Origin of the sequence: Vibrio sp. ZF57 (assembly GCF_001691235.1) — a bacterium.
Taxonomy (GTDB): Bacteria; Pseudomonadota; Gammaproteobacteria; order Enterobacterales; family Vibrionaceae; genus Vibrio; species Vibrio crassostreae_C.
Map to the genome: position 1 here is coordinate 96,891 of NZ_MAKD01000086.1, position 24,513 is coordinate 121,403.

Consider the following 24,513-nt stretch of genomic DNA (forward strand, 5'->3'; position numbering starts at 1 on the left):
TCACTCAATCCTCATCTTTAGGAAAGGAAGTAAATAGATGGCTGGTACTCGAAAATCAAACCGTCGTGAAGAAATCCTACAAGCTCTCGCACAAATGTTGGAATCGACCGAAGGTGCTTCTCGTATCACAACGGTAAAGTTGGCCAAGCAAGTGGGTGTTTCTGAAGCTGCGTTATACCGCCACTTCCCAAGCAAAGCCCGCATGTTTGAAGGCCTGATCGAGTTCATTGAAGAAGCGTTGATGTCTCGAATCAACCGTATTCTGGATGAAGAGAAAGACACGCTAGAGCGCATACGCCTAGTACTACAACTTATCTTAGTTTTCTCAGAACGTAACCCAGGCCTGACTCGAATTTTATCTGGTCATGCTCTAATGTTTGAAAATGAACGCCTGCGTGATCGCATCAACCAACTTTTCGAACGCATTGAGACGCAACTTCGTCAGATCCTGCGTGAAAGAAAGCTTCGTGAAGGGAAATCATTCCCGGTTGATGAGACAATCTTAGCCGCTCAACTGCTCGGTCAAGTTGAAGGCAGCTTGAATCGATTTGTTCGCTCAGACTTCAAATATCAACCAACAGAAAACTTTGATGCTTATTGGGCACTGCTAAGCGCTCAGATTAAGTAGCAATCAAATTAAGTGGCAATCAAATCTTAAGTGATGGTTATGACGACGAAAACTTCTTCAGCAAACGGCACAGCACAACACGTGATTACTAAGCCGCCTTTTACTCTAGCTCTACTTCACCCTAAATATTGGGGTGTATGGTTTGGTTTTGGGTTATTGGCGCTTATTGTTAACGTTCTCCCTTATCGCCTCTTACTGCTGTTAGGCCGATCGTTAGGCTCTTTGGGTGCTCGCTATGGTAAAAAGCGCGTCGCGGTAGCAACACGTAACTTGGAGCTCGCCTTCCCAGACAAGCCAGCAGATGAAGTCGCGGCAATGGTCAGTGAGAACTTTAAGAACACAGGTATGGCACTCATCGAAACCGGCATTACCTGGTTTTGGCCTACGTGGCGCTTCAAGCGCATCCTAGTAGATAAAGACACCCAAACACTGCGTACGCACAAAGCTAACGGTAAAGGTGTTCTTCTATGCTGTGTGCATGCCTTAAACCTAGAGATCACTGCGCGAGCAATGGCTGTTCTCGGTATTTCAGGTTTAGGTGTTTATCGCCCGCACAACAATCCGGCTTATGAATTCATTCAATACCGTGGTCGTACTCAAAACGGCAACCGCCTGATTCACCGTAAAGACGTGAAGCGTATGATTCGAATCCTGCGTCAGGGTGAGATCCTTTTCTACCTACCGGATCATGATTACGGTCGTAACAAGTCTGTGTTTGTGCCTTTCTTCGCTGTAGAAGATGCATGTACTACAACAGGCACTAGTATTCTGGCTTATACGAGCCGATGCGCACTTGTTCCGGGTTCTGGTTTTAGAAATGCCGATGGCAAGTATGAGATCATGGCCGATGAATCGATCGAAGATGACTATCCACAGAAAGATGAGAAAGCGGCTGCCGCCTACATGAACCGCTACCTTGAGAAGATTATCTTAAGAGCACCAGAACAGTGGATGTGGCTGCACAAGCGCTTTAAGACCATGGAAGACCCAGAAGTGGAGCGCGGCATTCGTTATAAATAATGAATACTGAACCAAAAGAAAAGGGGCTGATGAATCATCAGCCCCTTGTGCATTCTATAGTCTAATTACGAGTAGTATTAGATGCCGTATTGAGCGCGGTACGCTTTTACTGACTCTAGATGTGCTGCGTCTGTGCCTTTCTCTTCAAGGAAAGTCACCAAGTCAGTCAGGCTAACGATTGAGATAATCGCACAACCGAAGTCACGCTCAACTTCTTGAATCGCAGACAGTTCGCCTTTGCCCTTCTCTTGACGGTCGATAGCAACAAGCACGCCCGCTAAATCAGCGCCATTTGCTTGGATGATTTCCATCGACTCACGAATCGCAGTACCTGCAGTGATCACGTCGTCCACTAACATGATGCGACCTTCAAGCGCGCTACCGACAAGGTTGCCACCTTCACCGTGGTTTTTCGCTTCTTTGCGGTTGAAGCAGTAGGGCGTGTCTACATCGTGGTGATCCGCTAGTGCAACCGCTGTCGTCGTTGCAATTGGGATACCTTTGTATGCAGGACCAAATAGTACATCAAACTCAATGCCAGAATCAGCCAATGCTGCTGCGTAGAAGCGACCTAAGCGCGCTAGGTCACGACCTGTATTAAACAATCCAGCATTGAAGAAGTAAGGGCTCTTGCGGCCAGACTTTAAAGTAAACTCACCAAACTTAAGTACTTCTTTCTCTAGTGCAAATTCAATAAATTCACGTTGATATGCTTTCATGTTTTTCCTCTATGTTTACTCAATAAAACTTAACTTACGCCCTGTACCACCCTTTCAGGTTTTACAGACAAAAAAATAGCCCCCAAATTGGGAGCTATTAAAAATGACTAGTCGGCCAACGCAGCTTTCTGCGCTTCGACGATATCGGCAATGCCCTTATTAGCCAGGGCTAAAAGCTGCATCAGCTCTTCGTGGCTGAACGGTTCGCCTTCTGCGGTACCTTGAATCTCAATCATCTTACCGTCTTCCGTCATTACAACGTTCATGTCGGTATCGGCTGCTGAGTCTTCAACGTACTCAAGGTCACACAGTGCTTGTGCACCAACGATGCCCACTGAAACTGCCGCTACGTGGCCTTTCATTGGGTTCTTTTTCAGTTTGCCGCTTGCTAGTAGGCTGTTGATAGCATCAGCCATTGCAACGCTTGCACCTGAGATAGAAGCAGTACGAGTACCGCCGTCTGCTTGGATAACATCACAATCGACAGTGATCATAATTTCACCCATTACTTTCAGGTCAACAACAGCACGTAGGCTACGAGCGATCAGACGTTGGATTTCCATCGTACGACCACCTTGCTTGCCGCTCGCCGCTTCACGACGGTTACGAGTGTGCGTTGCACGTGGCAGCATGCCGTATTCAGCCGTTACCCAACCCTTTCCTTGGCCCTTTAACCAACGCGGTACGTTTTCTTCTACCGTCGCATTACATAGAACTTTAGTGTTGCCGAACTCAACTAATACAGAACCTTCAGCATAAGCTGTGTAGTTACGAGTAATTTTAATTGGACGAATTTGATCTACAGCGCGGTCATTTGGACGCATTGGTATCTACCTTATTAACAGTCTGAAGTGATTTACTATCGAAAGAGTGCATCACCTAAGAAAGGGGTGAGACAGTTTTGATTGGGGCAAGATTATATAGCAGTTTATCGTGCAAATCTATTTACCGTTCAAAGCTATTTATCACGAAAGGCTATTTACAGTGAAAAGCGACAGGCTTCGAGAGTACACCATATCGTGATACTATGCGTGCGCGTTATTTTCAGAATGATAAAAGACAGGAAAATTCGATGATTTATAGTATGACCGCGTACGCACGCAAAGAAGTAAAAGGCGATTGGGGCAGCGCAGTATGGGAAATCCGTAGTGTAAACCAACGCTACCTAGAAACTTACTTCCGTATGCCTGAACAGTTCCGTGGTTTAGAGCCAATCTTGCGTGAGCGTTTCCGTAAGCGTCTTGCACGCGGTAAGGTTGAATGTAACCTACGCTTTGAAGCAAACCCTGCTGCAAAGGGCGAACTAAGCATTAACGAAGGTTTGGCTCAGCAAGTAATCAATGCTGCGAACCAAGTAATGACGATGACAGGTGAAGACAGCCGTTTGAACCCATTCCAAGTCATGAATTGGCCTGGTGTGATGGAAACGCCAGAGCAAGACATGGATGCCATCAACAAAGACCTACTTGAAGCATTCAACGATGCTATCGCAGAGTTCATTGATGCTCGTGCTCGTGAAGGTGAGAACATGAAGGCGCTAATCGTACAGCGCTTAGATGCAATCACTGAAGAAGTAGTGAAAGTTCGTGCACGCATGCCTGAGATCCTAGAGTGGCAACGTGAGCGTCTTCTCACCAAATTTGAAGATGCGAAAATCGAACTTGAAGGTTCTCGTGTTGAGCAAGAGCTTATCCTACTTGCGCAGAAGTCAGACGTAGCAGAAGAGCTAGACCGTCTAGATTCTCACGTGAAAGAAGCAAATGCAGTACTGAAGAAAGGTGGCGCTTGTGGCCGTAAGCTAGACTTCATGATGCAAGAGTTCAACCGTGAGTCAAACACGCTAGCGTCTAAGTCTATCAGCACAGACATCACAGCATCAGGCGTAGAGCTTAAGGTTCTTATCGAACAGATGCGTGAGCAGATCCAAAACATTGAATAACAGTCTGTAAGCTGTACACGATAAAGAATAATCAGCTTAATCAGTGTTGATTAGATCAAAATGAGCTCCTAATTTTAGGGGCTTTTTTTTATGGATACAGTAATAGTAATCAGGATGAGCAAGTGACTGGTTGTTACGTAGAAGGTTGAGTTAGAGCAAAGAACAGATACAACGATAGTTAGAACGAGATAACGGACGTAAAACAGGATTTTTGAATACTTAGAGAGGGTATTGCTAATGGAGAAGAGTGTTGCGGTAAAACTGAGGGGGGAAACAAATTTGAGAGAGAAAGTGACGCAAGTTGCTGTTGCAACCTGCGCCGACTTAAAATCTTATAGAGCTACAACGTTTGCAGCTTGAAGACCTTTTTGGCCTTGCTCTACTTCGAAAGACACTTGTTGGCCTTCTTTAAGAGTCTTGAAACCTTCAGAAGCGATTGCACGGAAGTGTACGAATACGTCAGCGCCGCCGTTGTCTTGAGTTAGGAAACCGAAACCTTTCTCTTCGTTAAACCATTTTACTACGCCGTTTGTTTTGTTAGACATGATGTGTCCCTTATATAAAAATAAAAAATTAATCGCCAAAAGTGCGATGCGCTGAAAGCTTGAATTATTTAATGTATCTATGAAGCCAAGGGAAACACTGAGAATAACAATGAAGCAATACTAAGGGTTTTACTTTACAACTGATGTTTCATTTAATAACTCTGAAAACAGAGCGAGGCCATTCTTGGTGATCTGGGTCGGGTTGTAAAGCTTTATTTGAAAATAATTGATGTTTTTTTGTTCGGTTGGCTTGAATTCAAGCCCAGCTAGGTCACCGGGCTTGATTTGTAAGACTTTGATCTCAAAAAATTTACTCGTCCGGCTGCTTAGTTCTGAGATCGACATATGGCCAGTAATGGTGACCGACTCGAATCAACAGAGTTGCTGCTGCTAAGATAAATGCCGCTAAAGATAACCAAACGATCAATACCGCATCGAGTTCTTTCATGCCCAAAGTGATGTAACGAGCAATCGCCATCATCGCGATATAGATTGGGTATCGCACTGGGATCTTACCGTTCATCACAAACTGCTGAACCATCGCCAACACTTCTAAATAGATAAACATCAGCAGAATGTCGGTCAATTGCACTCGGCGTTCAGCGAAGACATGCATGAACTCTTCGACCATCGCAAACAAGGTCGCGAGCGTGATCGCCACCAGCAATACCGCTTCCATAATGTGGAATACTTTTAAAAACGGCTTACTAAAAGATTTAGGTAAGTGAGAAGGCATAGTCACTCTTCAAAAAATAATTAATCCAGTCTCTACAATAGCATGCATCAATATAAGTCGCGTACTGTCAAAGCACCGACTTTAGGCTAACGCCATCAACTCATCGGTAACCAACATTAAGAAGCAACGGTAAAAAGCAACAAATACAAAAATGGCCCCGCATTCACTGCAGAGCCATCTGTTTGTCTTTTACTTAGCGACTTCTTAGTGACTAATTAGCCTTAAAGCAGAATCAGGTAAGTTAAGAACACCACACACAGTCCGTAGATAAGCGGGTGTACTTCTTTGCGCTTACCTGCCACAACCATTGTGAATGCGTAGCTGATGAAGCCCATCGCCATACCGTTCGCTGGAGAGAAGCTTAGCACTGTGAACATGATGGTAAAGAAGGCTGCAATGCGTGACTCTTTCTTTTCCCAGTTGATCTGACCAAGACGACCTACCATGTAGATGCCGACTACTACCATCGCCGGTGCAACCATTGCAGCCGAGAAGATAGAGAAGATTGGGTATAGGAATAGCGAGATTAGGAACAGACCAGCCACCATGACTGCTGCCAAACCCGTTTTTGCACCTTGAGAAGAAGCGATGCCAGACTCAGAGAAAGCAGTGATCGATGTGGTACCAAGAATTGAACCAATCACAGTACCGCCCGCATCTGCTACTAGAGCCGATTTCGCGTTTGGCACCTTGCCGTTTTTATCGATGATACCCGCATCACGGCCAACGCCGACAATGGTGCTCAAGCCATCAAAGAAATCGACAATCAAGAAGATAAGTACGATGAACAGTAAGTCGAACATTTTCTCTGGCGTGAAAGCAGAGAAATCGAAGATAGCGCCGAAGCTGCCAGCCATGCTTGGTGGCATAGCAATGAACTGCTCTGGGATTGGTGCATTTGAAGTGCCCATGAAGACGTCAGCAAGAATCGTCAATACGATAGCTGAAACAAACGAGATGAACGTTGCTAGCTTGATGTCACGAACCATACAACCCAATGCGATGAAGATGCTCACATAAGCGATGATCACTTTTGGATCGGAAATATCGCCTAAGCCAACCAGTACGAATGGGTTAGAAACGATAATGCCCGCATTCTTAAGACCTAAGAAAGCAATGAACAGTCCGAGAGACACGGTAATCGCCAACTTCAAATCTTCAGGAATCGATTCAATCATCGATTTACGAATATTGGTCAATGAGAACGCAAGGTACAAAATACCAGATAGGAAGATACCGAACAGCGCTTCATTCCAAAGCACGGCAACAGATCCACTTAACAGCAGACCTTTGAAAAAGCCGTTCATACTCATGCCCGGCGCTAGCATTACAGGGTAGTTGCCCCAAATGCCCATAATTAGGGTTGCGATTGCCGCAGACAGAGCCGTTGCAGTAAACACGGCACCTTTGTCCATGCCTGGAATATCACCCAAAATTGCTGGGTTAACCGCCAGAATGTAACTCATCGCCAAGAAAGTAATGAAACCCGCATACAGCTCAGTGCCAATCGTGGTTTTTCTTTCAGTGATTTTAAACATCGAATCAAGCGAGCCAGAGGTGTTCTGGGCTTTCAGGGTGGAATCGGTACTCACAACAAAACCTTTGCAATAAATTAAGAATTTGGTGATTCAAATGCTGTGAGAATAGAGAGGTCTCTACACTAAAAACTGTAGTCACCAAGGTAGGCTCGGTAGTAGAAACATCTAGTTTAGTAGGGTCTGTTGGCCCTTCGAGATGATTTTTGCAGCGAGTTGTTGGGGTTTTCTACAAGGCAGAGACTTTGATGTGTAGCTAGCCTACATAAGAAGTCGATAACGCAGTAGAAATCACCAACAAACGCTGCCCGAAGGGTTCGGCTAAAATCGTTTTATGCTTTGTTAAGGAGTCTTTACTTAGAATGCTAGGTTACAAACTCCTTGCCGCGCCTAAAACGATTTTTTCTCGAACAAAACTCCATCGCGAAAGGTCAACAGACCCTAGATATATACAGCATTTAATCGTTTGCGCGGATTGTAAGGATTGAGATTAAAACTTCAACAAATTTTGTCCAGATCACATAAAAAAGTACCGATGACGAGTCATTACATTTATACAAAGATCCTTGAGAAGATCATTCGCTAATAAATAACGATCAAGCCAGTTGTTCTCAATCATCTAAATATGCTACTCTTCGCCTCCATTTTTCTGACCTAATTTTCACCAGTTGCTTCTATTAGTTTTACTCGTTATCTCTTTATAGACGTAACCAACGGCACAATTAGTAGATGCGCCATCGGAACAAAAATTAGAGTCAGTGCTATCTTTTAAAGTGTAGGTTTATTGCCTTCACTCAATCCAACCAACAGTGGAAATATACAGATGGGCAAAGGTACTCTTTACATCGTATCTGCACCTAGTGGCGCAGGTAAGTCGAGCTTGATCTCAGCAATGCTAGAAACCAATCCAACCTACGCAATGAAGGTATCTGTTTCACACACCACTCGCGGTATGCGCCCTGGTGAAGAAAATGGTGTTCACTACCACTTCGTAGAGAAGCATCATTTTGAAGACCTTATTACTAAAGGTGAATTCCTAGAGTACGCTGAAGTGTTCGGCAACTACTACGGTACTTCACGCGTTTGGATTGAAGAAAACCTAAACCGCGGTATCGATGTATTCCTAGATATCGACTGGCAAGGTGCTCGTCAGATCCGTGAACAAATGCCTCAAGCGAAGAGTGTATTCATTCTTCCACCATCAAATGGTGAGCTAGAGCGTCGTTTGAATGTTCGCGGTCAAGACAGCGACGAAGTTATTGCGAAACGCATGAGCGAAGCAAAATCAGAGATTTCTCACTATGCAGAATATGATTATGTGATCGTGAATGACGACTTTGATGCAGCCCTAATGGACTTCAGAGCTATCATTCGTGCGGAGCGCTTAAAAGAAGATAAGCAAGCAGCGAAATACAGCGGCATGCTTACTGCTTTATTAGCGGAATAATCTAGATCCCCTAGATTTTCTATTGAGATAAGTATACGGTGATCTAGAAAGTATCTAGTTAAACTTGTATACTTTCTCGTCATCAAAAATTTATTAGTTAATTACTATTTGGAGTCCTCATGGCACGCGTAACTGTTCAAGACGCTGTTGAAAAAGTTGGCAACCGTTTCGACCTAGTTCTTATTGCGGCTCGCCGCGCACGTCAAATGCAAACTGGCGGTAAAGATTCACTAGTGCCTGAAGAAAACGATAAGCCAACGGTTATCGCTCTTCGCGAAATCGAAGAAGGTCTTATCACTAAAGACGTACTAGATGCTCGTGAACGTCAAGAGCAACAAGAGCAAGAAGCGGCTGAACTTGCAGCAGTAAGCAGCATCGCTCACACTCGTTAGCTCATATTCGCAAAAAGCGTCATTCGAACTAATTAACCTTCCGGGCCTTTAATTTGTATCTATTCGATAGCCTCAAAGACGTTGCCCAAGAATACCTAACAGAGCCTCAAATTGAGGCTCTGCGTCAATCTTATGTGGTAGCGAGAGACGCCCATGAAGGGCAAACCCGCTCAAGCGGTGAACCATACATTATCCACCCTGTAGCTGTTTCAAGAATCCTGGCAGAAATGCGTCTGGATATCGAAACCCTGCAAGCTGCTCTGCTTCATGATGTCATCGAAGACTGTGATGTCACTAAAGAAGATCTAGAGGAAAAATTTGGCAATACCGTTGCTGAATTGGTTGATGGTGTATCTAAGCTGGATAAGCTTAAATTTCGTGATCGCAAAGAAGCGCAAGCAGAGAACTTCCGCAAGATGGTTCTCGCCATGGTGCAAGACATCCGCGTTATCTTGATCAAATTAGCTGACCGTACTCACAACATGCGCACGCTTGGGGCACTTCGTCCTGACAAAAAGCGTCGTATTGCTCGTGAAACCCTAGAGATTTATTCTCCACTAGCTCACCGTCTTGGTATTCATAACATCAAGACCGAACTAGAAGAGCTGGGCTTTGAAGCCCTCTATCCTAACCGTTATCGCGTACTTAAAAACGTAGTGAAAGCTGCGCGTGGTAACCGTAAGGAAATGATCCAACGTATCCATAGCGAAATTGAAGGCCGCCTTGAAGAGGTCGGTTTGCCTGCTCGCGTACTTGGTCGTGAAAAAAACCTGTTCTCCATCTACAACAAGATGAAAACTAAAGAGCAGCGCTTCCACACCATTATGGACATCTACGCTTTCCGCGTCGTGGTTGATACCCCAGATACTTGTTATCGCGTACTTGGTCAGGCTCACAGCCTGTACAAGCCTCGCCCTGGCCGCATGAAAGATTACATTGCGGTACCAAAAGCCAACGGCTACCAATCTCTGCACACGTCAATGATCGGCCCTCACGGGGTGCCAGTTGAGGTTCAGATCCGTACTGAAGATATGGATCAAATGGCAGACAAAGGTGTCGCAGCGCACTGGTCTTACAAAGGCAACGGCTCACGCAGCAGTAATGGCACAACCGCACAGGTTAAAGCACAACGTTGGATGCAGAGCTTACTTGAGCTGCAACAAAGCGCGGGTAACTCATTCGAATTCATTGAAAACGTTAAGTCTGATCTGTTCCCAGATGAGATCTTCGTGTTCACGCCGAAGGGTCGCATTGTCGAGCTTCCGGCAGGCGCAACAGCGGTCGATTTTGCTTACGCGGTGCATACCGATGTCGGCAACATGTGTGTAGGTGCTCGTGTAGACATGAACCCTTACCCACTCAGCAAATCGCTGAAGAACGGTCAAACTATTGAGATCATCAGTGCTCCGGGCGCACGTCCGAATGCAGCATGGCTCAACTACGTGGTGACATCACGTGCGCGTACTAAGATCCGTCAGGTTCTGAAGACTATGCGCCGCGAAGAGTCGATTACCTTAGGTCGTCGTCTACTGAACCACGCACTTGGCGAACACTCGATTGGTGATATCGGCCAAGAGAACGTTGAACATGTATTGTCTGATCTTCGTCTCGACAGTATTGAAGACTTGCTAGCGTCAATTGGTCTTGGTGAGCTGATGAGTATCGTAATTGCTCGTCGTCTGCTTGGTGATGCTGACGAACTGACTGAAGTAGAAAACAACAGCGACACGCCTAGGAAGAAACTTCCAATCCGTGGTGCTGAAGGTCTACTGCTAACGTTCGCCAACTGTTGTCACCCGATTCCAGATGATCACATCATTGCCCATGTCTCTCCAGGTCGTGGCCTTGTGGTTCACCGTGAAACGTGTCCAAACGTTCGTGGTTACCAAAAAGAACCAGACAAGTACATGGCGGTGGAATGGTCTGACGATTACGACCAAGAGTTCACAGCTGAACTTCAGGTTGATCTGCAGAACCACCAAGGTGCACTGGCTGAGTTAACTAACGTTATCTCGAAAACAGGCTCGAACATTCACGGTATTTCAACTGAAGAACGTGATGGACGCCTGTACACAGTGACTATCTTGTTGACCACCAAAGATCGTGTTCATCTTGCAAGTATTATGAAAAAGCTACGTGTGATGCCACACGCGCTGAAAGTAAGACGTCGTAAGAACTAACGTTTAAACTTGATAATAGTTTTGCCAAGAATTTAAATCCCCTTAATGCTTTATCGCTTAAGGGGATTTTTATAACCGTAATCCTAGTATTTACCGCGCTCCCTCCCATTCCTGCCTGTACAAAAATCCAGTAAAATGCTTGAATAGATCATCTCTCTTACGTTTATGAGCCTTGTTATGTCACAGCTTTTATCTGCTATCCCTCTCAACTCTTTATCTGGAGTCGGCGCTAAAGTCGCAGAGAAACTAGAGAAGGTTGGGCTTAACAATGTACAAGACCTGCTATTTCACCTGCCTTTGCGCTATGAAGATCGAACGCGTATCTATCCAATCGTAAAACTGCATGCTGGTTTATGGGCAGCAGTGCAAGGCAAGGTAATGCACGTCGATACCATTTTCGGTAAACGTAAGATGCTCGCAGTAAAGATCAGTGATGGTAATGGCACTATTACACTGCGTTTTTTCAACTTCACTGCAGGCATGAAGAATAACTTTGCCGAAGGCAAACAAGTGCATGCTTATGGTGAGATCAAGCGCGGTAATATGGGGCTTGAGATCGTCCACCCTGACTACAAATTCTTTGCGCCGAGGCAACAGCCAGACGTTGAAGCCAATCTGACTCCGGTGTACCCAACCACCGAAGGGCTAAGACAAGTCACGCTGCGTAATCTTACCGATCAAGCCTTAGAGCTAATCGACAAGGCCGCAGTTAACGAGCTTCTCCCATCAGGTTTATACGACCACCAAATTACCCTCGCACAAGCACTGCATACCATTCACAGGCCGCCCCCGGGCATTGACCTAGAGCTGTTTGATGAAGGCAAGCACCCTGCGCAACTGCGCCTAATTATGGAAGAGTTACTGGCTCAAAACCTGTCTATGTTGTCTGTTCGTAGCAAAGGGCAGCAAGACAAGGCAATGCCTTTTCCTCCAGTAAACACCCTTAAAGATAAGCTACTGGCTCAGCTGCCGTTTTCACCAACCAATGCCCAAGCACGAGTGACCAAAGAGATCGAAGCTGACTTGGAAAAGCCGCATCCTATGATGCGTTTAGTGCAAGGTGATGTGGGCTCTGGTAAAACCTTAGTCGCTGCACTGGCGGCGGTTCGCGCATTGGAACACGGTCAACAAGTAGCACTTATGGCACCCACTGAACTACTCGCAGAACAACACGCGATTAACTTTGCCAACTGGTTTGAGGCAATGGGTATTCAAGTTGGATGGCTAGCAGGTAAGCTCAAAGGCAAAGCTCGTGAAACTGAACTAACACGTATTGCCAGTGGCGAAGCGCAAATGGTGGTCGGTACTCATGCCCTGTTCCAAGAGCATGTCGAGTTCAAAAACCTTGGTTTAGTGATCATTGATGAGCAACACCGATTTGGTGTCCACCAGCGATTAGAGCTACGTGAGAAAGGCGCAAAGCAAGGCTACTACCCACATCAGTTGGTCATGACCGCTACCCCAATCCCACGAACGTTAGCAATGACGGCCTATGCCGACCTCGAAACTTCGATTATTGATGAACTGCCACCGGGACGAACCCCAATTCAAACCGTAGCGATCCCTGATACTAAACGTGATGATATTGTCGAACGGGTGCGTAATGCGTGTCTCAATGAAGGCAAACAAGCCTACTGGGTATGTACGCTAATTGATGAATCCGAAGTATTAGAAGCGCAAGCCGCGGCCGACACTGCAGAAGAGCTACAACGCAAACTGCCTGACGTAAAAATTGGTTTAGTCCATGGCCGTATGAAACCCGCCGAGAAACAAGCGGTGATGCGAGAGTTCAAAGAGAACAAGCTGCATCTATTGGTTGCGACAACCGTGATTGAAGTTGGTGTGGATGTTCCGAATTCGAGCTTAATGATCATCGAGAACCCAGAACGTCTTGGCCTAGCGCAACTGCACCAACTGCGTGGCCGTGTCGGCCGAGGTTCGGTCGCAAGTCATTGTGTATTGTTGTATCACTCTCCGCTGTCTAAAACCGCTCAGAAACGCCTAGGTGTGCTACGTGAAAGTAACGATGGCTTTGTGATTGCACAGCGCGACTTAGAAATCCGTGGCCCCGGTGAATTGCTCGGTACCAAACAAACTGGCTTGGCTGATTTCAAGATCGCCGATCTAATTCGTGACCAACGTTTGATACCTGAAGTGCAGCGTATTGCGCGTCATATTCACGATAGCTACCCAGACAATGCTAAGGCGATCATCAACCGTTGGTTGGGTGAACGCGATGTTTACTCTAAGGCGTAGTTAACACTGAGGCATAGTTAACACTGAGACCGTATTCAAACGTAAAAAAGGCTTCCTCAAGGAAGCCTTTTTAGTGTGCGTTACTTTCATCAAGCAAGAGCGAGATTCCCTATTCGCTCGTTCCTCACGATAGGGAATGACGATCAAAGTAAACTTTCATCATCAAAGTCCATGGTTAGCAATTCGTCATCCTCGGAGAGGGAAGAATGACCGAGTCGGGGATCTCTTAACCGTTCCTCGAACCGAACTTATCGTCATCAAACGGACCGATGATAACTAGGGCTTAACCGGGAAACTGATCTGCGCTTTTAAGCCACCTTCACTGCGGTTATTGACCACAACAGCACCTTGATGCTGGCTAACGATACGTTTCACAATTGCTAAGCCCAAGCCCGTTCCTTCGCTACCACGAGCCGTGTCACCACGCGTGAAAGGTTCAAACAGCTTTCCGATCTGGTCTTGTGGAATACCCGGCCCGTTATCTTCTACCGTCACCCAAGCAAGCTTGTTATCCGCCGTCATACCAGTTGATACCTTGACCCAACCATTACCGTAACGCAGCGCATTCACCACCAAGTTGCTCACAGCACGCTTCATCGCGATCGGATTACCTAGCGCTGGCTTCATCGATTCTGGAATATCGGTTTCAATCTGAACCTCGTAGCCACCCTCAGAGCTCGATACCTCACGAGCAATATCATCGACAAACACCGCTTGGAATGAATCTCGGTCGACAGGCTTTAGGTAATCCATGAACTGGCTGATGATTTCATTACACTCTTCGGTATCACTGATAATCCCCTCAGCTAAGTAGGCATCCTCTGGTGACATCATCTCAGTCGCTAAGCGAATACGCGTTAACGGAGTACGTAAATCATGGCTGATACCCGCCATCAACAAGGCGCGGTCTTCTTCTAGCTCTTGGATGCCTTTCGACATCTGGTTAAAGGCGCGAGTTACCGAGCGAATCTCTTGTGCACCTTGCACTGGCAGTGGAGGTGGGATATCACCTCGCCCCACTCCTTGCGCGGCTTTCTCTAGCGCAATCAACGGGCGGTTTTGCAATCGGATAAACAGCCAACCACCAGCGACGATCAGCATCGCCATGATCAAACTATTACGAAATAGCGGCGCGAAATCTTCTTCTTGCAGCTCAGATAAAGGAATACGAATCAGAGAGTTGGGCAGCTGATCAATATCCATCCACAGCACATAACTCTCTTTGCCGAGAATCAACCGCACTTCGGTTTCAGAACCCAGCTCTTTGGTCATCTCCTCACTCATCAGGTCGATTGCGACTGCATGGTAGTACTCGCCCGCGGCTTCGCTGTCCTTGGCATGAACGGTTACCCCTAACTGCTCAAGCACACGCTGGCGCAGCGGTGCATCAATTTCGATATCACTGCCTTGGTCCAATACTAAGTTTAACTCGTGTGCCAATATCTTATTAAACTGCTGCAAACTCGGCATCAACGCATAGTTAAACACCGCGTAATAAGAAAAAATTTGGCTAGCGACCAATAGCGTTAAGAAAAGCACTATCGACTGAGTAAAGGAGCTACGTATACGCATGGGGTACCCGAGATGTAGAAAGATAAAGAAAGTGTTATATGACTATAACTCTAAACCATTGTGCTGAATAGAAAACGGGCCATCGCATATTAATGAGATGACCCGTAAGATTCACAGAATCGATAAAGCTACTGTAGAGCTTATTAAGCTGAATTACACAGCTTTGCCATCTGGAACGAATACATAACCCAAGCCCCACACCGTTTGGATGTAGCGAGGTTTGCTTGGATCTTCTTCAACTAGACGACGCAGACGTGAAATCTGAACATCGATAGAACGTTCCATTGCTGAATACTCACGGCCACGAGCCATGTTCATCAGCTTATCGCGAGACATTGGCTCACGAGCATTCGTTACCAAGGACTTAAGAACCGCAAATTCACCCGAAGTAAGCGGCATTGGCTCTTCACCGCGGAACATTTCGCGAGTACCTAAGTTCAAGCGGAACTCACCAAACTCAACCACAGACTCTTCTGTGCTTGGTGCACCCGGTGCTTCAATGACTTGGCGACGCAGTACAGCTTTAATACGAGCAAGCAGTTCACGTGGATTAAATGGTTTTGGCAGGTAATCATCAGCACCCACTTCCAAGCCCACAATGCGATCCACTTCATCACCCTTTGCAGTAAGCATCAGGATTGGTAGCGAGTTGTTTGCGTTTCGTAGACGACGACAGATCGATAGACCATCTTCGCCCGGCAACATTAAATCCAATACCATCAAGTGAAAATTTTCACGGGTTAACAGGCGGTCCATCTGCTCACTGTTTGCCACGCTACGCACTTGAAAGCCCTGCTCTGACAGATAGCGCTCTAACAGTGCACGTAAACGAGCATCGTCATCGACCACTAAAATTTTGTAGTTTTCTTGCATGTAATGGTTCCACCTATTAAAGCTTAAACCTAAGGTTAAGCATTCTTGGTAAATTGTATATTGGTATAAGACATTAAAAATGTAACATTATTGGAGAAAAAGTCGCCTAAATAATTGTTAACGTATGTTGCCTTTCTATATATTCTATCTTAGATCATCATTTCATTAAGTCAGATTTATGAAAACCAAACTTATTACTCGAGAAGGTTATAACAAGCTCAAAGCAGAACATGACCACTTATGGCACGAGAAACGCCCTGAAATTACTAAGATAGTCACTTGGGCGGCAAGCCTTGGAGATCGCTCAGAAAACGCAGATTACACCTTCAATAAGCGTCTACTTCGTCAGATCGATCGCCGAGTGCGTTTTTTAAGAAAGTTCCTACCTGATGTCACGATCGTTGATTACTCGCCACAACAAGAAGGTAAGGTATTTTTCGGTGCTTGGGTCGAAATTGAGAATGATGATGGGGAAATTAAGAAGTTTCGAATTGTCGGTCCAGAAGAGATCTACGGCGATGCTAAAGGCTATATCTCTATCGACTCACCAATGGCTAGAGCTCTGCTCAAGAAAGAAGTAGATGACGAGTTTACGGTAAAAACACCGGAAGGCGACAAAGAGTGGTTCATTAACTCGATTCGCTACGCAGACAACGAATAACCAAAACTTAATAAACACTTAGCGATAAACTGAGTGTTCAGCAAACCCAAACTCCAGATAAAAGAAAACCCCGCAAGGCTTTCGCCTAGCGGGGTTAAGTCTCTATCGCAGCAATCCGGCTACTGTTTATCTCTTCGAGATAAGGTGCTCCCTGCATCTTTCCTTGATAGTGGCTAAATCCTTTAACCAATTTCCTTTTTGTTCATCGCCATCCTAGCGGTGTCCATTCTAGCCTGTCATCCTGACTGGCGAATCTCATCCAGAGATTATCACTTCCTTGCTGACCACTCATCCTAAGTAATCAAATCTTCATCCTGAAGATACCTAGTCCATTAGGCTTTTTCCTGTTCCTGCCAACTCCCTGTCGACAAGTTAAATATTACGGCAAATGGCCGTGTTTCCTAGATAGTCTTAAAAAACATTTCAGGTGAGAAATACGCCCACAAACACACAATCAAATAAAATCAGCAACTTAGTGTAACATCAAGACGATTTCATCGGTCTAAAGCGACTTACTCTCACATCACTTGTAAGAGATCTCGCACAAAGCGGGTATCAGAAACGGAAATTCGACTTCTGACAGGATAATTACACAGCCAAAGCTAGAAAAAGCGTACGCTCACCCCCATGTATTTGTCATGATATTAAATAAGAGATTCATCGGATGAGCCAAGCTATCTGTCGACTGATCGCTGAAGAACTGAATGTCCGTTCTGAGCAAGTCACTGCCGCAGTAAACCTAATTGACGACGGTAATACCGTTCCCTTTATTGCCCGCTACCGTAAAGAAGTTACGGGTGGCTTAGACGATACCCAGCTACGTAACCTTGATAGTCGCCTTTCATACCTTCGTGAGCTTGATGATCGTCGCCAAACGATTCTTAAGTCGATTCAAGACCAAGGTAAACTCACGCCAGAACTCGAGCGTGATATCACTCAAGCCGACAGCAAGACTCGTCTAGAAGATTTATACCTACCTTACAAACCAAAGCGTCGCACTAAAGGCCAGATCGCGATTGAAGCGGGCTTAGAACCACTTGCCGACACACTGTGGAATGAACCGCAGCACGATCCAGAAACGGAAGCGGCGAACTTCATCAGCAACGATAAAGGCATTGCCGATACCAAAGCTGCTCTCGATGGTGCTCGTGCGATCATCATGGAACGCATTGCGGAAGACGCAAACCTACTAGAAAAGATTCGCCAACACCTAACACGCAACTCAGAGCTAGTCGCTCGTGTAGTGACAGGTAAAGAGCAAGAAGGCGAGAAGTTCAAAGACTACTTCGAGCACAACGAAACACTCAGCAAAGTACCGTCACATCGTGCTCTTGCAATGCTACGTGGCCGCAATGAAGGCTTCCTAACACTGGCAATGAACGCAGACCCAGAGCAAGAAGAAGGTGTACGTGGTTCTTACTGCGAAAACATCATCTCTGATCACTACGGTATTACCCTAAGCAGCGCACCTGCGGATGCATGGCGTAAGCAAGTGATTAGCTGGGCATGGCGCATCAAGGTTTCTATGCACATGGAAACTGAATTGATGGGCGCAATGAAAGAGCGTGCAGAGATCGAAGCGATTGAAGTATTCGCAACCAACCTAAAAGACCTACTCATGGCAGCGCCAGCTGGCCCTCGAGCAACCTTAGGCTTGGACCCGGGTTTACGTACCGGTTCGAAAATCGCTGTCGTGGATTCAACCGGTAAGGTTCTGGCAACAGAAACGATTTACCCTCACCCACCTCAAAAGCAATACGACAAATCGGCACACGTGGTTGAGCAGATGGTTCGTCAATTCAATGTTGATTTGATTGCGATTGGTAACGGTACGGCTTCACGCGAAACCGACAGCTTTGTGGCTGACGTAATTAAACGCGGCAACCTAAAAGCGCAAAAGATCATTGTTAGCGAAGCAGGCGCATCGGTGTATTCTGCGTCTGAACTAGCAGCAAAAGAGTTCCCGAACATGGATGTATCAATCCGTGGTGCGGTGTCTATTGCTCGTCGTCTGCAAGATCCACTGGCAGAACTGGTGAAGATTGACCCTAAATCGATCGGTGTGGGCCAATACCAACACGATGTGAGCCAAACCATGCTTGCTAAGCGCCTAGATGCGATTGTCGAAGACTGTGTAAACGCAGTTGGTGTTGATGTGAATACCGCATCTGCCGCGCTACTGACTCGTGTTGCTGGTCTGTCTAGCACCATTGCTCAGAACATCGTGGATTTCCGTGACGAGAATGGTCGTTTTGAAGCGCGCACTACGTTGAAGAAAGTGGCTCGTTTAGGTCCAAAAGCCTTTGAACAGTGTGCCGGCTTCCTACGCATTATGGATGGCAAAAACCCACTGGATGCATCATCGGTTCACCCAGAAGCTTACCCAGTAGTGAAAAGCATCGCTGAGAAAAACCACAAAGACATCAAATCTCTGGTGGGTAACACCGACTTCTTACGTGGCTTACACGCCATCGATTACACCAATGAGAACTTCGGTGTACCAACGGTCAGCGACATCATCAAAGAGCTCGATAAACCGGGCCGTGACCCTCGCCCTGAATTTAAGACTGCAACCTTCGCCGATGGCGTAAACAGTGTTTCAGATCTAGAACCGGGCATGATTTTAGAAGGTGTGGTATCGAACGTGGCTAACTTTGGTGCCTTCGTTGATATTGGTGTTCACCAAGATGGCTTAGTGCATATTTCAGCGCTCACCGATCGCTTTGTCTCTGACCCACGTGAAGTGGTTAAAGCGGGCGACATCGTGAAAGTGAAGGTGATGGAAGTGGATGTTCAGCGTAAACGTATTGCACTGAGCATGCGTATGAAGGACGAGCCTGGACAAGACAACCGTGCTCAACGTTCAAGTGCACCTCGTACACAAAACCGCTCGAATCAAAACTCGCAAGGTGGCCAACGCCGTCGTGAAGAGCCGCAACAAAACGCTGCAATGGGTGGAGCATTCGCTGCCGCTTTTGCTAAAGCGAAAAAGTAATCCATTAGCTCATCTAAAAAGCTGATGTGCTTAAAACAGAAAACCTGCATCTCTTAGGGTATGCAGGTTTTTTTATTATGTGTTCAAAAAAGACATCGAAGCTTGGTTGACTCGTAAACTTTTGATTTATAAGACCACCAACATCTCTGATGGAGCATGAGGCGCAACAGCATGACCATAATGATACTTTATGACCTTACGTCGTTTCTCCATCTGTCCTTCCTGAATCGCCGCATCTAAAACATGCTTTGGCAGGCGGAAACGCATGGTATAACCTTTGCCTTGATCAGCACTGTATGTTTTCAGTGCCAATAAGCTGAACAGCCGATCAAAAGGGTCTTGTGGCTCTTCTTGGCTAACCGAATTGGCCTCTGACTCGTTCTCCATTTCATAACCTGGATGGTCTGAAGGATCCCAAGCCGACTGCTGCCTTCGTTTATCGTCTGATTTTACCTTACGCTCTGCATTGGTTCTCGCCAATGCTACTGCGGGAGCAACAGGCTCTCGGACTCTATTATCACGCGCAACTTGCTCTGTTTGCACATTAACGGACGGGGCGATTAGTGGCACACTCACTGCAGTTGCAGGTGACACAATCATCGCGAACTCTCCTCAAGAATCGCCCATCGTTTTTGCTATAACGCTGTTGTACTGTGAGTCAGCACAACAGGCATAGCCCAACTTAGCGCAATCAGCTCAGGAGAGAGTTAGGTCTGAGTATCAAGCAACACGTTGGTGTTATACCAATCGTAGTAAATAACTGATCATCCTAGCTTGTTAAAATGCTCGATAACGGCGTTAGATTTTTTGATTGTAGAATAACTACTTATCGAAACTACTTGTCAAAAAAAAGCTGCCTTGTTCTCAAGCCTTTTACCTACGCTATTTTTGAACACTTACTTACTGTGATTGGTATTAGCTTATATATCGACCAAGCCGGATATATATTTAGCAATTATTTTTGTGCGAAGCTGACAAGCTCACTGCAAAAGGCATCCGCTTCGGTCATAAACGGTGCATGCGAAGACTGGGTAAATATGTATTGCTCGGTATGAGGCAAGGCTGTGCCTAAGTCTTTCGCAACCTTGATTGGCACCAATCCATCTAATCGACCATACAAGCGTAGCATTGGTACTGAAATCTCAGGCAGTTGTTCACGCAGATCGACATCCGACAGCATCTTTAATCCTGCCAATAATGAGTCAGGGTTCGGCAACGGGCGAGACAGCACCGCTTGCTTGAGTTGTTTTACATCTTGCCTTGCTGAAGGGCTGCCCATGGCTTGCAATGCCATAAAGCGTTCGATGGTGGTCTGAAAGTCTTCCACTAACTGTTCAGTGAAAACCGTTAATACATTGGGTTGAATACCTCGCCACAAAACAGGTTCTTTTGCAGCGGCGAATTTGGGAGAACTGGCGACCGTCACTAATTTGCTTACATAATCTGAATGATGCAGAGCCATATGCGTCGCGATCAAGCCACCGAGTGACCAACCGACCCAAATAGCTTGCTTAGGGGCATCGGCCAACAGTTGCTGAGCTATCTCTTCAAGATCTTGAGCGTGGCAGTGAGAGCTGTGTCCATAACCCGGCAGATCGACAACATGAACTCGGAAATCAGACTCTAACGCAGTGACCGTTTGTTGCCATACCGCACCGTTCATTCCCCAGCCGTGAACCAGAACCAAATCAGGACCTTGCCCTGAAACATGCCAATACAACGCGTCACTCATTCTCAATATTCCCTACTTTTTCCATCAGCGATAATCCGCGCTTTTCAGTATGGTGAGCAAAAGGAACACCCTAACCCAAAAGCATCACGAGCTATGTTATCTGATTGGCTACAAAAAAACACACCACGCCTGGTCACATCTCAGTGCCACCTATGCAAGCTAGACAAACTCCCCAATGATACTCATCCTCGATGGTGTCAGTCTTGCCTCGATCTCTTTTGCCAACAGCCACGCTGCCAACGATGTGGGTTAAAAACACTGCTCACAGTCGAGCAGTGCGGACAGTGCTTATCTCAACCTCCACCTTGGCATCGCCTCTACTGTGTCGGCGATTACACCTTCCCTACAGCAGGTTACATTCAGCAAATGAAGTACGCTGATAAGTTTTGGTTTGCACGTGATCTATCTAAGCTATTGGCATCACGTATCGAATATCCTGCTCCGCTGATCACCAGCGTGCCGCTGCATTGGCGTCGATATACTCATCGCGGCTTTAATCAAAGTAAGCTGCTAGCCGACTACACGGCTCAAGAGCTTGGCGTTGAAAGTGATGTGCTCTTTCGTCGAATTCGCTCAACGGCTTCCCAGCAGGGGCTGACTAAATCCGCACGATTACACAATCTAAAGAGCGCTTTTGCGCTGCGAAAACAAGACGTTCAAGGAACTATCCCCTCTCACGTCGCGATAATTGATGATGTTGTAACCACCGGCAGTACTGTGTATCAATTATGCCAATTACTACTTGAAGTGGACGTTAAAAGGATTGATATTTACTGCATCTGCCGCACTCCTGAGCCCTCTGGATAAAAGCTGTGAATCACTACTTGTACAGCAATCCAACAAAAAAGGGCTGAATTACAAATCTGACAGGAGTAGAATGGCGCTAATAACCTACAAATCTACTCAGGTATTCGTCGTGTCAAATATTACTATTACAGAAACAGCTCAAACTCATTTTGCCAATCTGCTGTCACAGCAGCCTGAAGGTACAAACATTCGTGTGTTCGTGGTAAACCCGGGTACACAAAACGCAGAGTGTGGTGTTTCTTACTGCCCAACAGATGCTATCGAAGCGTCTGACACAGAGCTTAAATTCGAAGCTTTCTCTGCATACGTAGATGAGCTAAGCCTACCGTTCCTAGATGAAGCTGAAATTGACTTCGTTACTGACAAAATGGGCTCTCAGCTAACGCTTAAAGCACCAAACGCTAAGATGCGTAAAGTCGCAGACGATGCACCACTTCTAGAACGTGTTGAATACGCAATTCAAACACAAGTTAACCCGCAACTTGCTGGTCACGGCGGTCACGTTAGCTTGGTAGAAATCACTGAAGACGGCGCAGCTATTGTAGCATTCGGTGGTGGTTGTAACGGTTGTTCTATGGTTGATGTAACGCTAAAAGAAGGCATCGAGAAAGAACTTCTTCAACAGTTTGAAGGTGAACTGACTGCTGTTCGTGATGCAACTGAGCACGATCGTGGTGAGCACTCTTACTACTAATCACTGATTTAGTGTTAGTTGTTATTTGAAAGGTTGATGCGCAAGCATCAACCTTTTTTGTTATGTGGATAAGCAAGTTAGGACTATCGCGTTCTCTCTATACTCTCTTGCTATACAACCATATTTTCACCTCGTTACCATCTTGAGTAAGGTATTCAAGTGATCGTAATCGATTCCTGCTTCAATAATTTTCGGATATGAAAACTCGGATCTAGGAACTCAAGGTCATTTCCCCTATATTAGAATGACTTTATAAGAAAGAATTCCAATGAGCTAAGGAGCGAGCGCAATGACGAAAAGGACCAAGCCAGAGATTTTGGCTAAACAAACTGTCGCTCAATCAAGACTATTCTCTATCGAGTCTCTCGACTTACGCTTTTCAAACGGCGAAGAGCGCACTTACGAACGCATGAAGCCCAGCGGGCGCAACGCAGTGATGATGGTTCCTATTACTGAGCAAGGCGATATTCTATTAGTACGTGAATATGCAGCGGGCACAGAACGCTACGAACTTGGCTTTCCAAAAGGGCTGATTGATCCAGGTGAGCAGCCAAACGAAGCCGCCGTTCGCGAACTCAAAGAAGAGATAGGCTTCGGTGCCAACAAGCTTACTCCGCTGAAGGAAGTGATCCTTGCACCCTCTTACTTCTCTAGCAAAATGACGCTGTTTATTGCAGAAGACCTCTACCCAGAAAAGCTAGAAGGTGATGAGCCAGAGCCTCTCGATATTGTGCGCTGGCCACTTGCTCAAGCCGAAGAACTGTTAACACATCTCGATTTCTGTGAGGCTCGGAGTATTACAGCCCTGCTTTTAAGCCTTCGTGTATTAAACAATAACTAGAACATTCAGGCTCGCTCTAAGAGTAAGAGAACATTTATGCCAATAACAAAAGATTTGTCTCACCTCCTACCCTCTGTCATTGAGATTGCTCGCTCTGCTGGTCAACTCATCTTAGAGATCTACGAGAAAAAGGATTACGAAGAGTTCATTAAGAGTGATGACACTCCAGTAACCAGTGCCGATCTTGCAGCACATAAGCTGATATTAAAAAAACTCAGTGAATTGACGCCTGATATTCCCGTATTATCCGAAGAAGACGCCGACATCAGCCTAGAGCAACGCTCTCAATGGGATCGCTACTGGTTAGTTGACCCACTGGACGGCACCCAGGAGTTCATCGCACGAAGTGGTGATTTCGCGACAATTATCGCCCTAATCGAGCATAACAAGCCAGTGATGGGCGTGGTATACGCACCCGTTTCAGGTGTGAGCTATTACGCTTACAGTGGCAAAGGCGCTTGGAAGATCCCAGACCTTAATGACAGCGTGAAAATCAAAACGCATCGTCACGAGCTGCCAAACCAGTCAATCGCCATGGCGATCAGCCGTCGCCAGGACATCAATCGCATCACTAGCCGTATGAGCTCAGCATGGAATTATGATTTGGTTCCTCTAGGCTCAGCAGCGCTTAAGGCCTGTTTAGTCGCAGAAGGCGCTGTGGATTGTTATCTGCGCCTTGGACCAACCGGAGAGTGGGATACCGCCGCAACGCAGTGCATTGTTGAAGAAGCTGGCGGACGTATCTTAAGTACTCAACTAGAACCGCTTTCGTACAATGAAAGAGAAACGCTTGAGAATCCAAACTTCATTGTGCTCGGTGATGCCGACTTACCGTGGGTAGAAATTTTGCAAGGCAAAGACTAGGCGAGTTTGCTCCCTTTAACCGTCAGATATCCTCTAGATTCTCAGAACAAACAAAACGGGCACCTCAGTGAGGTGCC

Annotated in this window: 22 protein-coding genes; 13 read left to right on the top strand and 9 right to left on the bottom strand. The window is 46.2% G+C overall.

Annotated features, from left to right (window positions below; translation table 11 throughout):
• Positions 1-37: 37 nt before the first annotated feature.
• Positions 38-628: a nucleoid occlusion factor SlmA gene (gene slmA / locus A6D97_RS12915; protein ID WP_065584550.1), complete on the top strand. Its 591-nt coding sequence runs from the start codon at positions 38-40 to the stop codon at positions 626-628.
• A gap of 39 nt (positions 629-667) precedes the next feature.
• On the top strand, positions 668-1,648 hold the full coding sequence (lpxL, locus tag A6D97_RS12920; protein WP_017063085.1) for an LpxL/LpxP family Kdo(2)-lipid IV(A) lauroyl/palmitoleoyl acyltransferase: 981 nt from the start codon (positions 668-670) through the stop codon (positions 1,646-1,648).
• A 77-nt stretch (positions 1,649-1,725) separates the two neighbouring features.
• Here lpxL and pyrE read toward each other — a convergent pair whose 3' ends face one another.
• Positions 1,726-2,367 carry an orotate phosphoribosyltransferase gene (pyrE, locus tag A6D97_RS12925; RefSeq protein WP_017059267.1) on the bottom strand — a complete coding sequence of 214 codons (642 nt, stop codon included), beginning with the start codon at positions 2,365-2,367 and terminating at the stop codon, positions 1,726-1,728.
• 107 nt (positions 2,368-2,474) lie between these two features.
• Complete coding sequence (gene rph, locus A6D97_RS12930) at positions 2,475-3,191, bottom strand: ribonuclease PH (RefSeq protein WP_009847983.1); 717 nt, start codon at positions 3,189-3,191, stop codon at positions 2,475-2,477.
• A 248-nt stretch (positions 3,192-3,439) separates the two neighbouring features.
• Here rph and A6D97_RS12935 point away from each other — a divergent pair, with 248 nt between their 5' ends.
• Positions 3,440-4,306 (top strand): YicC/YloC family endoribonuclease, encoded by an 867-nt coding sequence (locus A6D97_RS12935; protein ID WP_017059268.1) that lies wholly within the window; start codon positions 3,440-3,442, stop codon positions 4,304-4,306.
• Between the two features lie 332 nt (positions 4,307-4,638).
• Here A6D97_RS12935 and A6D97_RS12940 read toward each other — a convergent pair whose 3' ends face one another.
• The 3 genes from A6D97_RS12940 to A6D97_RS12950 all read right to left on the bottom strand — a co-directional run bounded on the left by A6D97_RS12940 (position 4,639) and on the right by A6D97_RS12950 (position 7,179).
• Complete coding sequence (locus A6D97_RS12940) at positions 4,639-4,851, bottom strand: cold-shock protein (RefSeq protein WP_004735656.1); 213 nt, start codon at positions 4,849-4,851, stop codon at positions 4,639-4,641.
• A 310-nt stretch (positions 4,852-5,161) separates the two neighbouring features.
• Positions 5,162-5,587 (bottom strand): phosphate-starvation-inducible PsiE family protein, encoded by a 426-nt coding sequence (locus tag A6D97_RS12945; protein ID WP_017062464.1) that lies wholly within the window; start codon positions 5,585-5,587, stop codon positions 5,162-5,164.
• Between the two features lie 221 nt (positions 5,588-5,808).
• A complete protein-coding gene (locus A6D97_RS12950; protein ID WP_065584551.1) occupies positions 5,809-7,179 on the bottom strand; it encodes an NCS2 family permease in 1,371 nt (456 codons plus the stop codon).
• Positions 7,180-7,945: 766 nt separating this feature from the next.
• Between A6D97_RS12950 and gmk the strand changes: the two genes are divergently transcribed.
• The 4 genes from gmk (at position 7,946) to recG (ending at position 13,397) form a co-directional block, all read left to right on the top strand.
• Positions 7,946-8,569: a guanylate kinase gene (gene gmk / locus A6D97_RS12955; protein WP_017062466.1), complete on the top strand. Its 624-nt coding sequence runs from the start codon at positions 7,946-7,948 to the stop codon at positions 8,567-8,569.
• 119 nt (positions 8,570-8,688) lie between these two features.
• On the top strand, positions 8,689-8,961 hold the full coding sequence (rpoZ, locus tag A6D97_RS12960; protein ID WP_009848003.1) for a DNA-directed RNA polymerase subunit omega: 273 nt from the start codon (positions 8,689-8,691) through the stop codon (positions 8,959-8,961).
• A 53-nt stretch (positions 8,962-9,014) separates the two neighbouring features.
• A complete protein-coding gene (spoT, locus tag A6D97_RS12965) occupies positions 9,015-11,141 on the top strand; it encodes a bifunctional GTP diphosphokinase/guanosine-3',5'-bis pyrophosphate 3'-pyrophosphohydrolase (protein ID WP_019826453.1) in 2,127 nt (708 codons plus the stop codon).
• A gap of 177 nt (positions 11,142-11,318) precedes the next feature.
• Positions 11,319-13,397: an ATP-dependent DNA helicase RecG gene (recG, locus tag A6D97_RS12970; protein ID WP_017062468.1), complete on the top strand. Its 2,079-nt coding sequence runs from the start codon at positions 11,319-11,321 to the stop codon at positions 13,395-13,397.
• 276 nt (positions 13,398-13,673) lie between these two features.
• Here recG and envZ read toward each other — a convergent pair whose 3' ends face one another.
• Together envZ and ompR are read right to left on the bottom strand one after the other, a co-directional pair.
• Positions 13,674-14,969 carry a two-component system sensor histidine kinase EnvZ gene (gene envZ, locus A6D97_RS12975; RefSeq protein ID WP_065584552.1) on the bottom strand — a complete coding sequence of 432 codons (1,296 nt, stop codon included), beginning with the start codon at positions 14,967-14,969 and terminating at the stop codon, positions 13,674-13,676.
• Between the two features lie 153 nt (positions 14,970-15,122).
• Positions 15,123-15,842 carry a two-component system response regulator OmpR gene (ompR, locus tag A6D97_RS12980; protein WP_008218409.1) on the bottom strand — a complete coding sequence of 240 codons (720 nt, stop codon included), beginning with the start codon at positions 15,840-15,842 and terminating at the stop codon, positions 15,123-15,125.
• 178 nt (positions 15,843-16,020) lie between these two features.
• On the opposite strand from ompR, the gene greB reads away from it, so the two are divergent.
• Together greB and A6D97_RS12990 are read left to right on the top strand one after the other, a co-directional pair.
• Positions 16,021-16,503: a transcription elongation factor GreB gene (gene greB, locus A6D97_RS12985; protein ID WP_017062470.1), complete on the top strand. Its 483-nt coding sequence runs from the start codon at positions 16,021-16,023 to the stop codon at positions 16,501-16,503.
• Positions 16,504-17,167: 664 nt separating this feature from the next.
• Complete coding sequence (locus A6D97_RS12990) at positions 17,168-19,498, top strand: Tex family protein (protein WP_017066128.1); 2,331 nt, start codon at positions 17,168-17,170, stop codon at positions 19,496-19,498.
• 126 nt (positions 19,499-19,624) lie between these two features.
• Here the strand turns inward: A6D97_RS12990 and A6D97_RS12995 are convergent, their stop codons facing one another.
• Both A6D97_RS12995 and bioH read right to left on the bottom strand, forming a co-directional pair.
• On the bottom strand, positions 19,625-20,098 hold the full coding sequence (locus A6D97_RS12995) for a hypothetical protein (RefSeq protein WP_017063078.1): 474 nt from the start codon (positions 20,096-20,098) through the stop codon (positions 19,625-19,627).
• A gap of 355 nt (positions 20,099-20,453) precedes the next feature.
• Positions 20,454-21,230, bottom strand: coding sequence for a pimeloyl-ACP methyl ester esterase BioH (bioH, locus tag A6D97_RS13000; RefSeq protein WP_065584553.1), 777 nt, complete (start codon positions 21,228-21,230; stop codon positions 20,454-20,456).
• A gap of 93 nt (positions 21,231-21,323) precedes the next feature.
• Here bioH and A6D97_RS22360 point away from each other — a divergent pair, with 93 nt between their 5' ends.
• The 4 genes from A6D97_RS22360 (at position 21,324) to cysQ (ending at position 24,436) form a co-directional block, all read left to right on the top strand.
• A complete protein-coding gene (locus tag A6D97_RS22360; protein ID WP_170791827.1) occupies positions 21,324-22,037 on the top strand; it encodes a ComF family protein in 714 nt (237 codons plus the stop codon).
• A gap of 109 nt (positions 22,038-22,146) precedes the next feature.
• Entirely contained in the window at positions 22,147-22,731 is a 585-nt protein-coding gene (nfuA, locus tag A6D97_RS13010; protein ID WP_004741449.1) for a Fe-S biogenesis protein NfuA, read from the top strand.
• A gap of 289 nt (positions 22,732-23,020) precedes the next feature.
• Positions 23,021-23,572 (top strand): ADP compounds hydrolase NudE, encoded by a 552-nt coding sequence (nudE, locus tag A6D97_RS13015; RefSeq protein WP_017062476.1) that lies wholly within the window; start codon positions 23,021-23,023, stop codon positions 23,570-23,572.
• Between the two features lie 36 nt (positions 23,573-23,608).
• Positions 23,609-24,436, top strand: a complete 828-nt coding sequence (cysQ, locus tag A6D97_RS13020; protein WP_017062477.1) for a 3'(2'),5'-bisphosphate nucleotidase CysQ — start codon at positions 23,609-23,611, stop codon at positions 24,434-24,436.
• Positions 24,437-24,513: the final 77 nt, after the last annotated feature.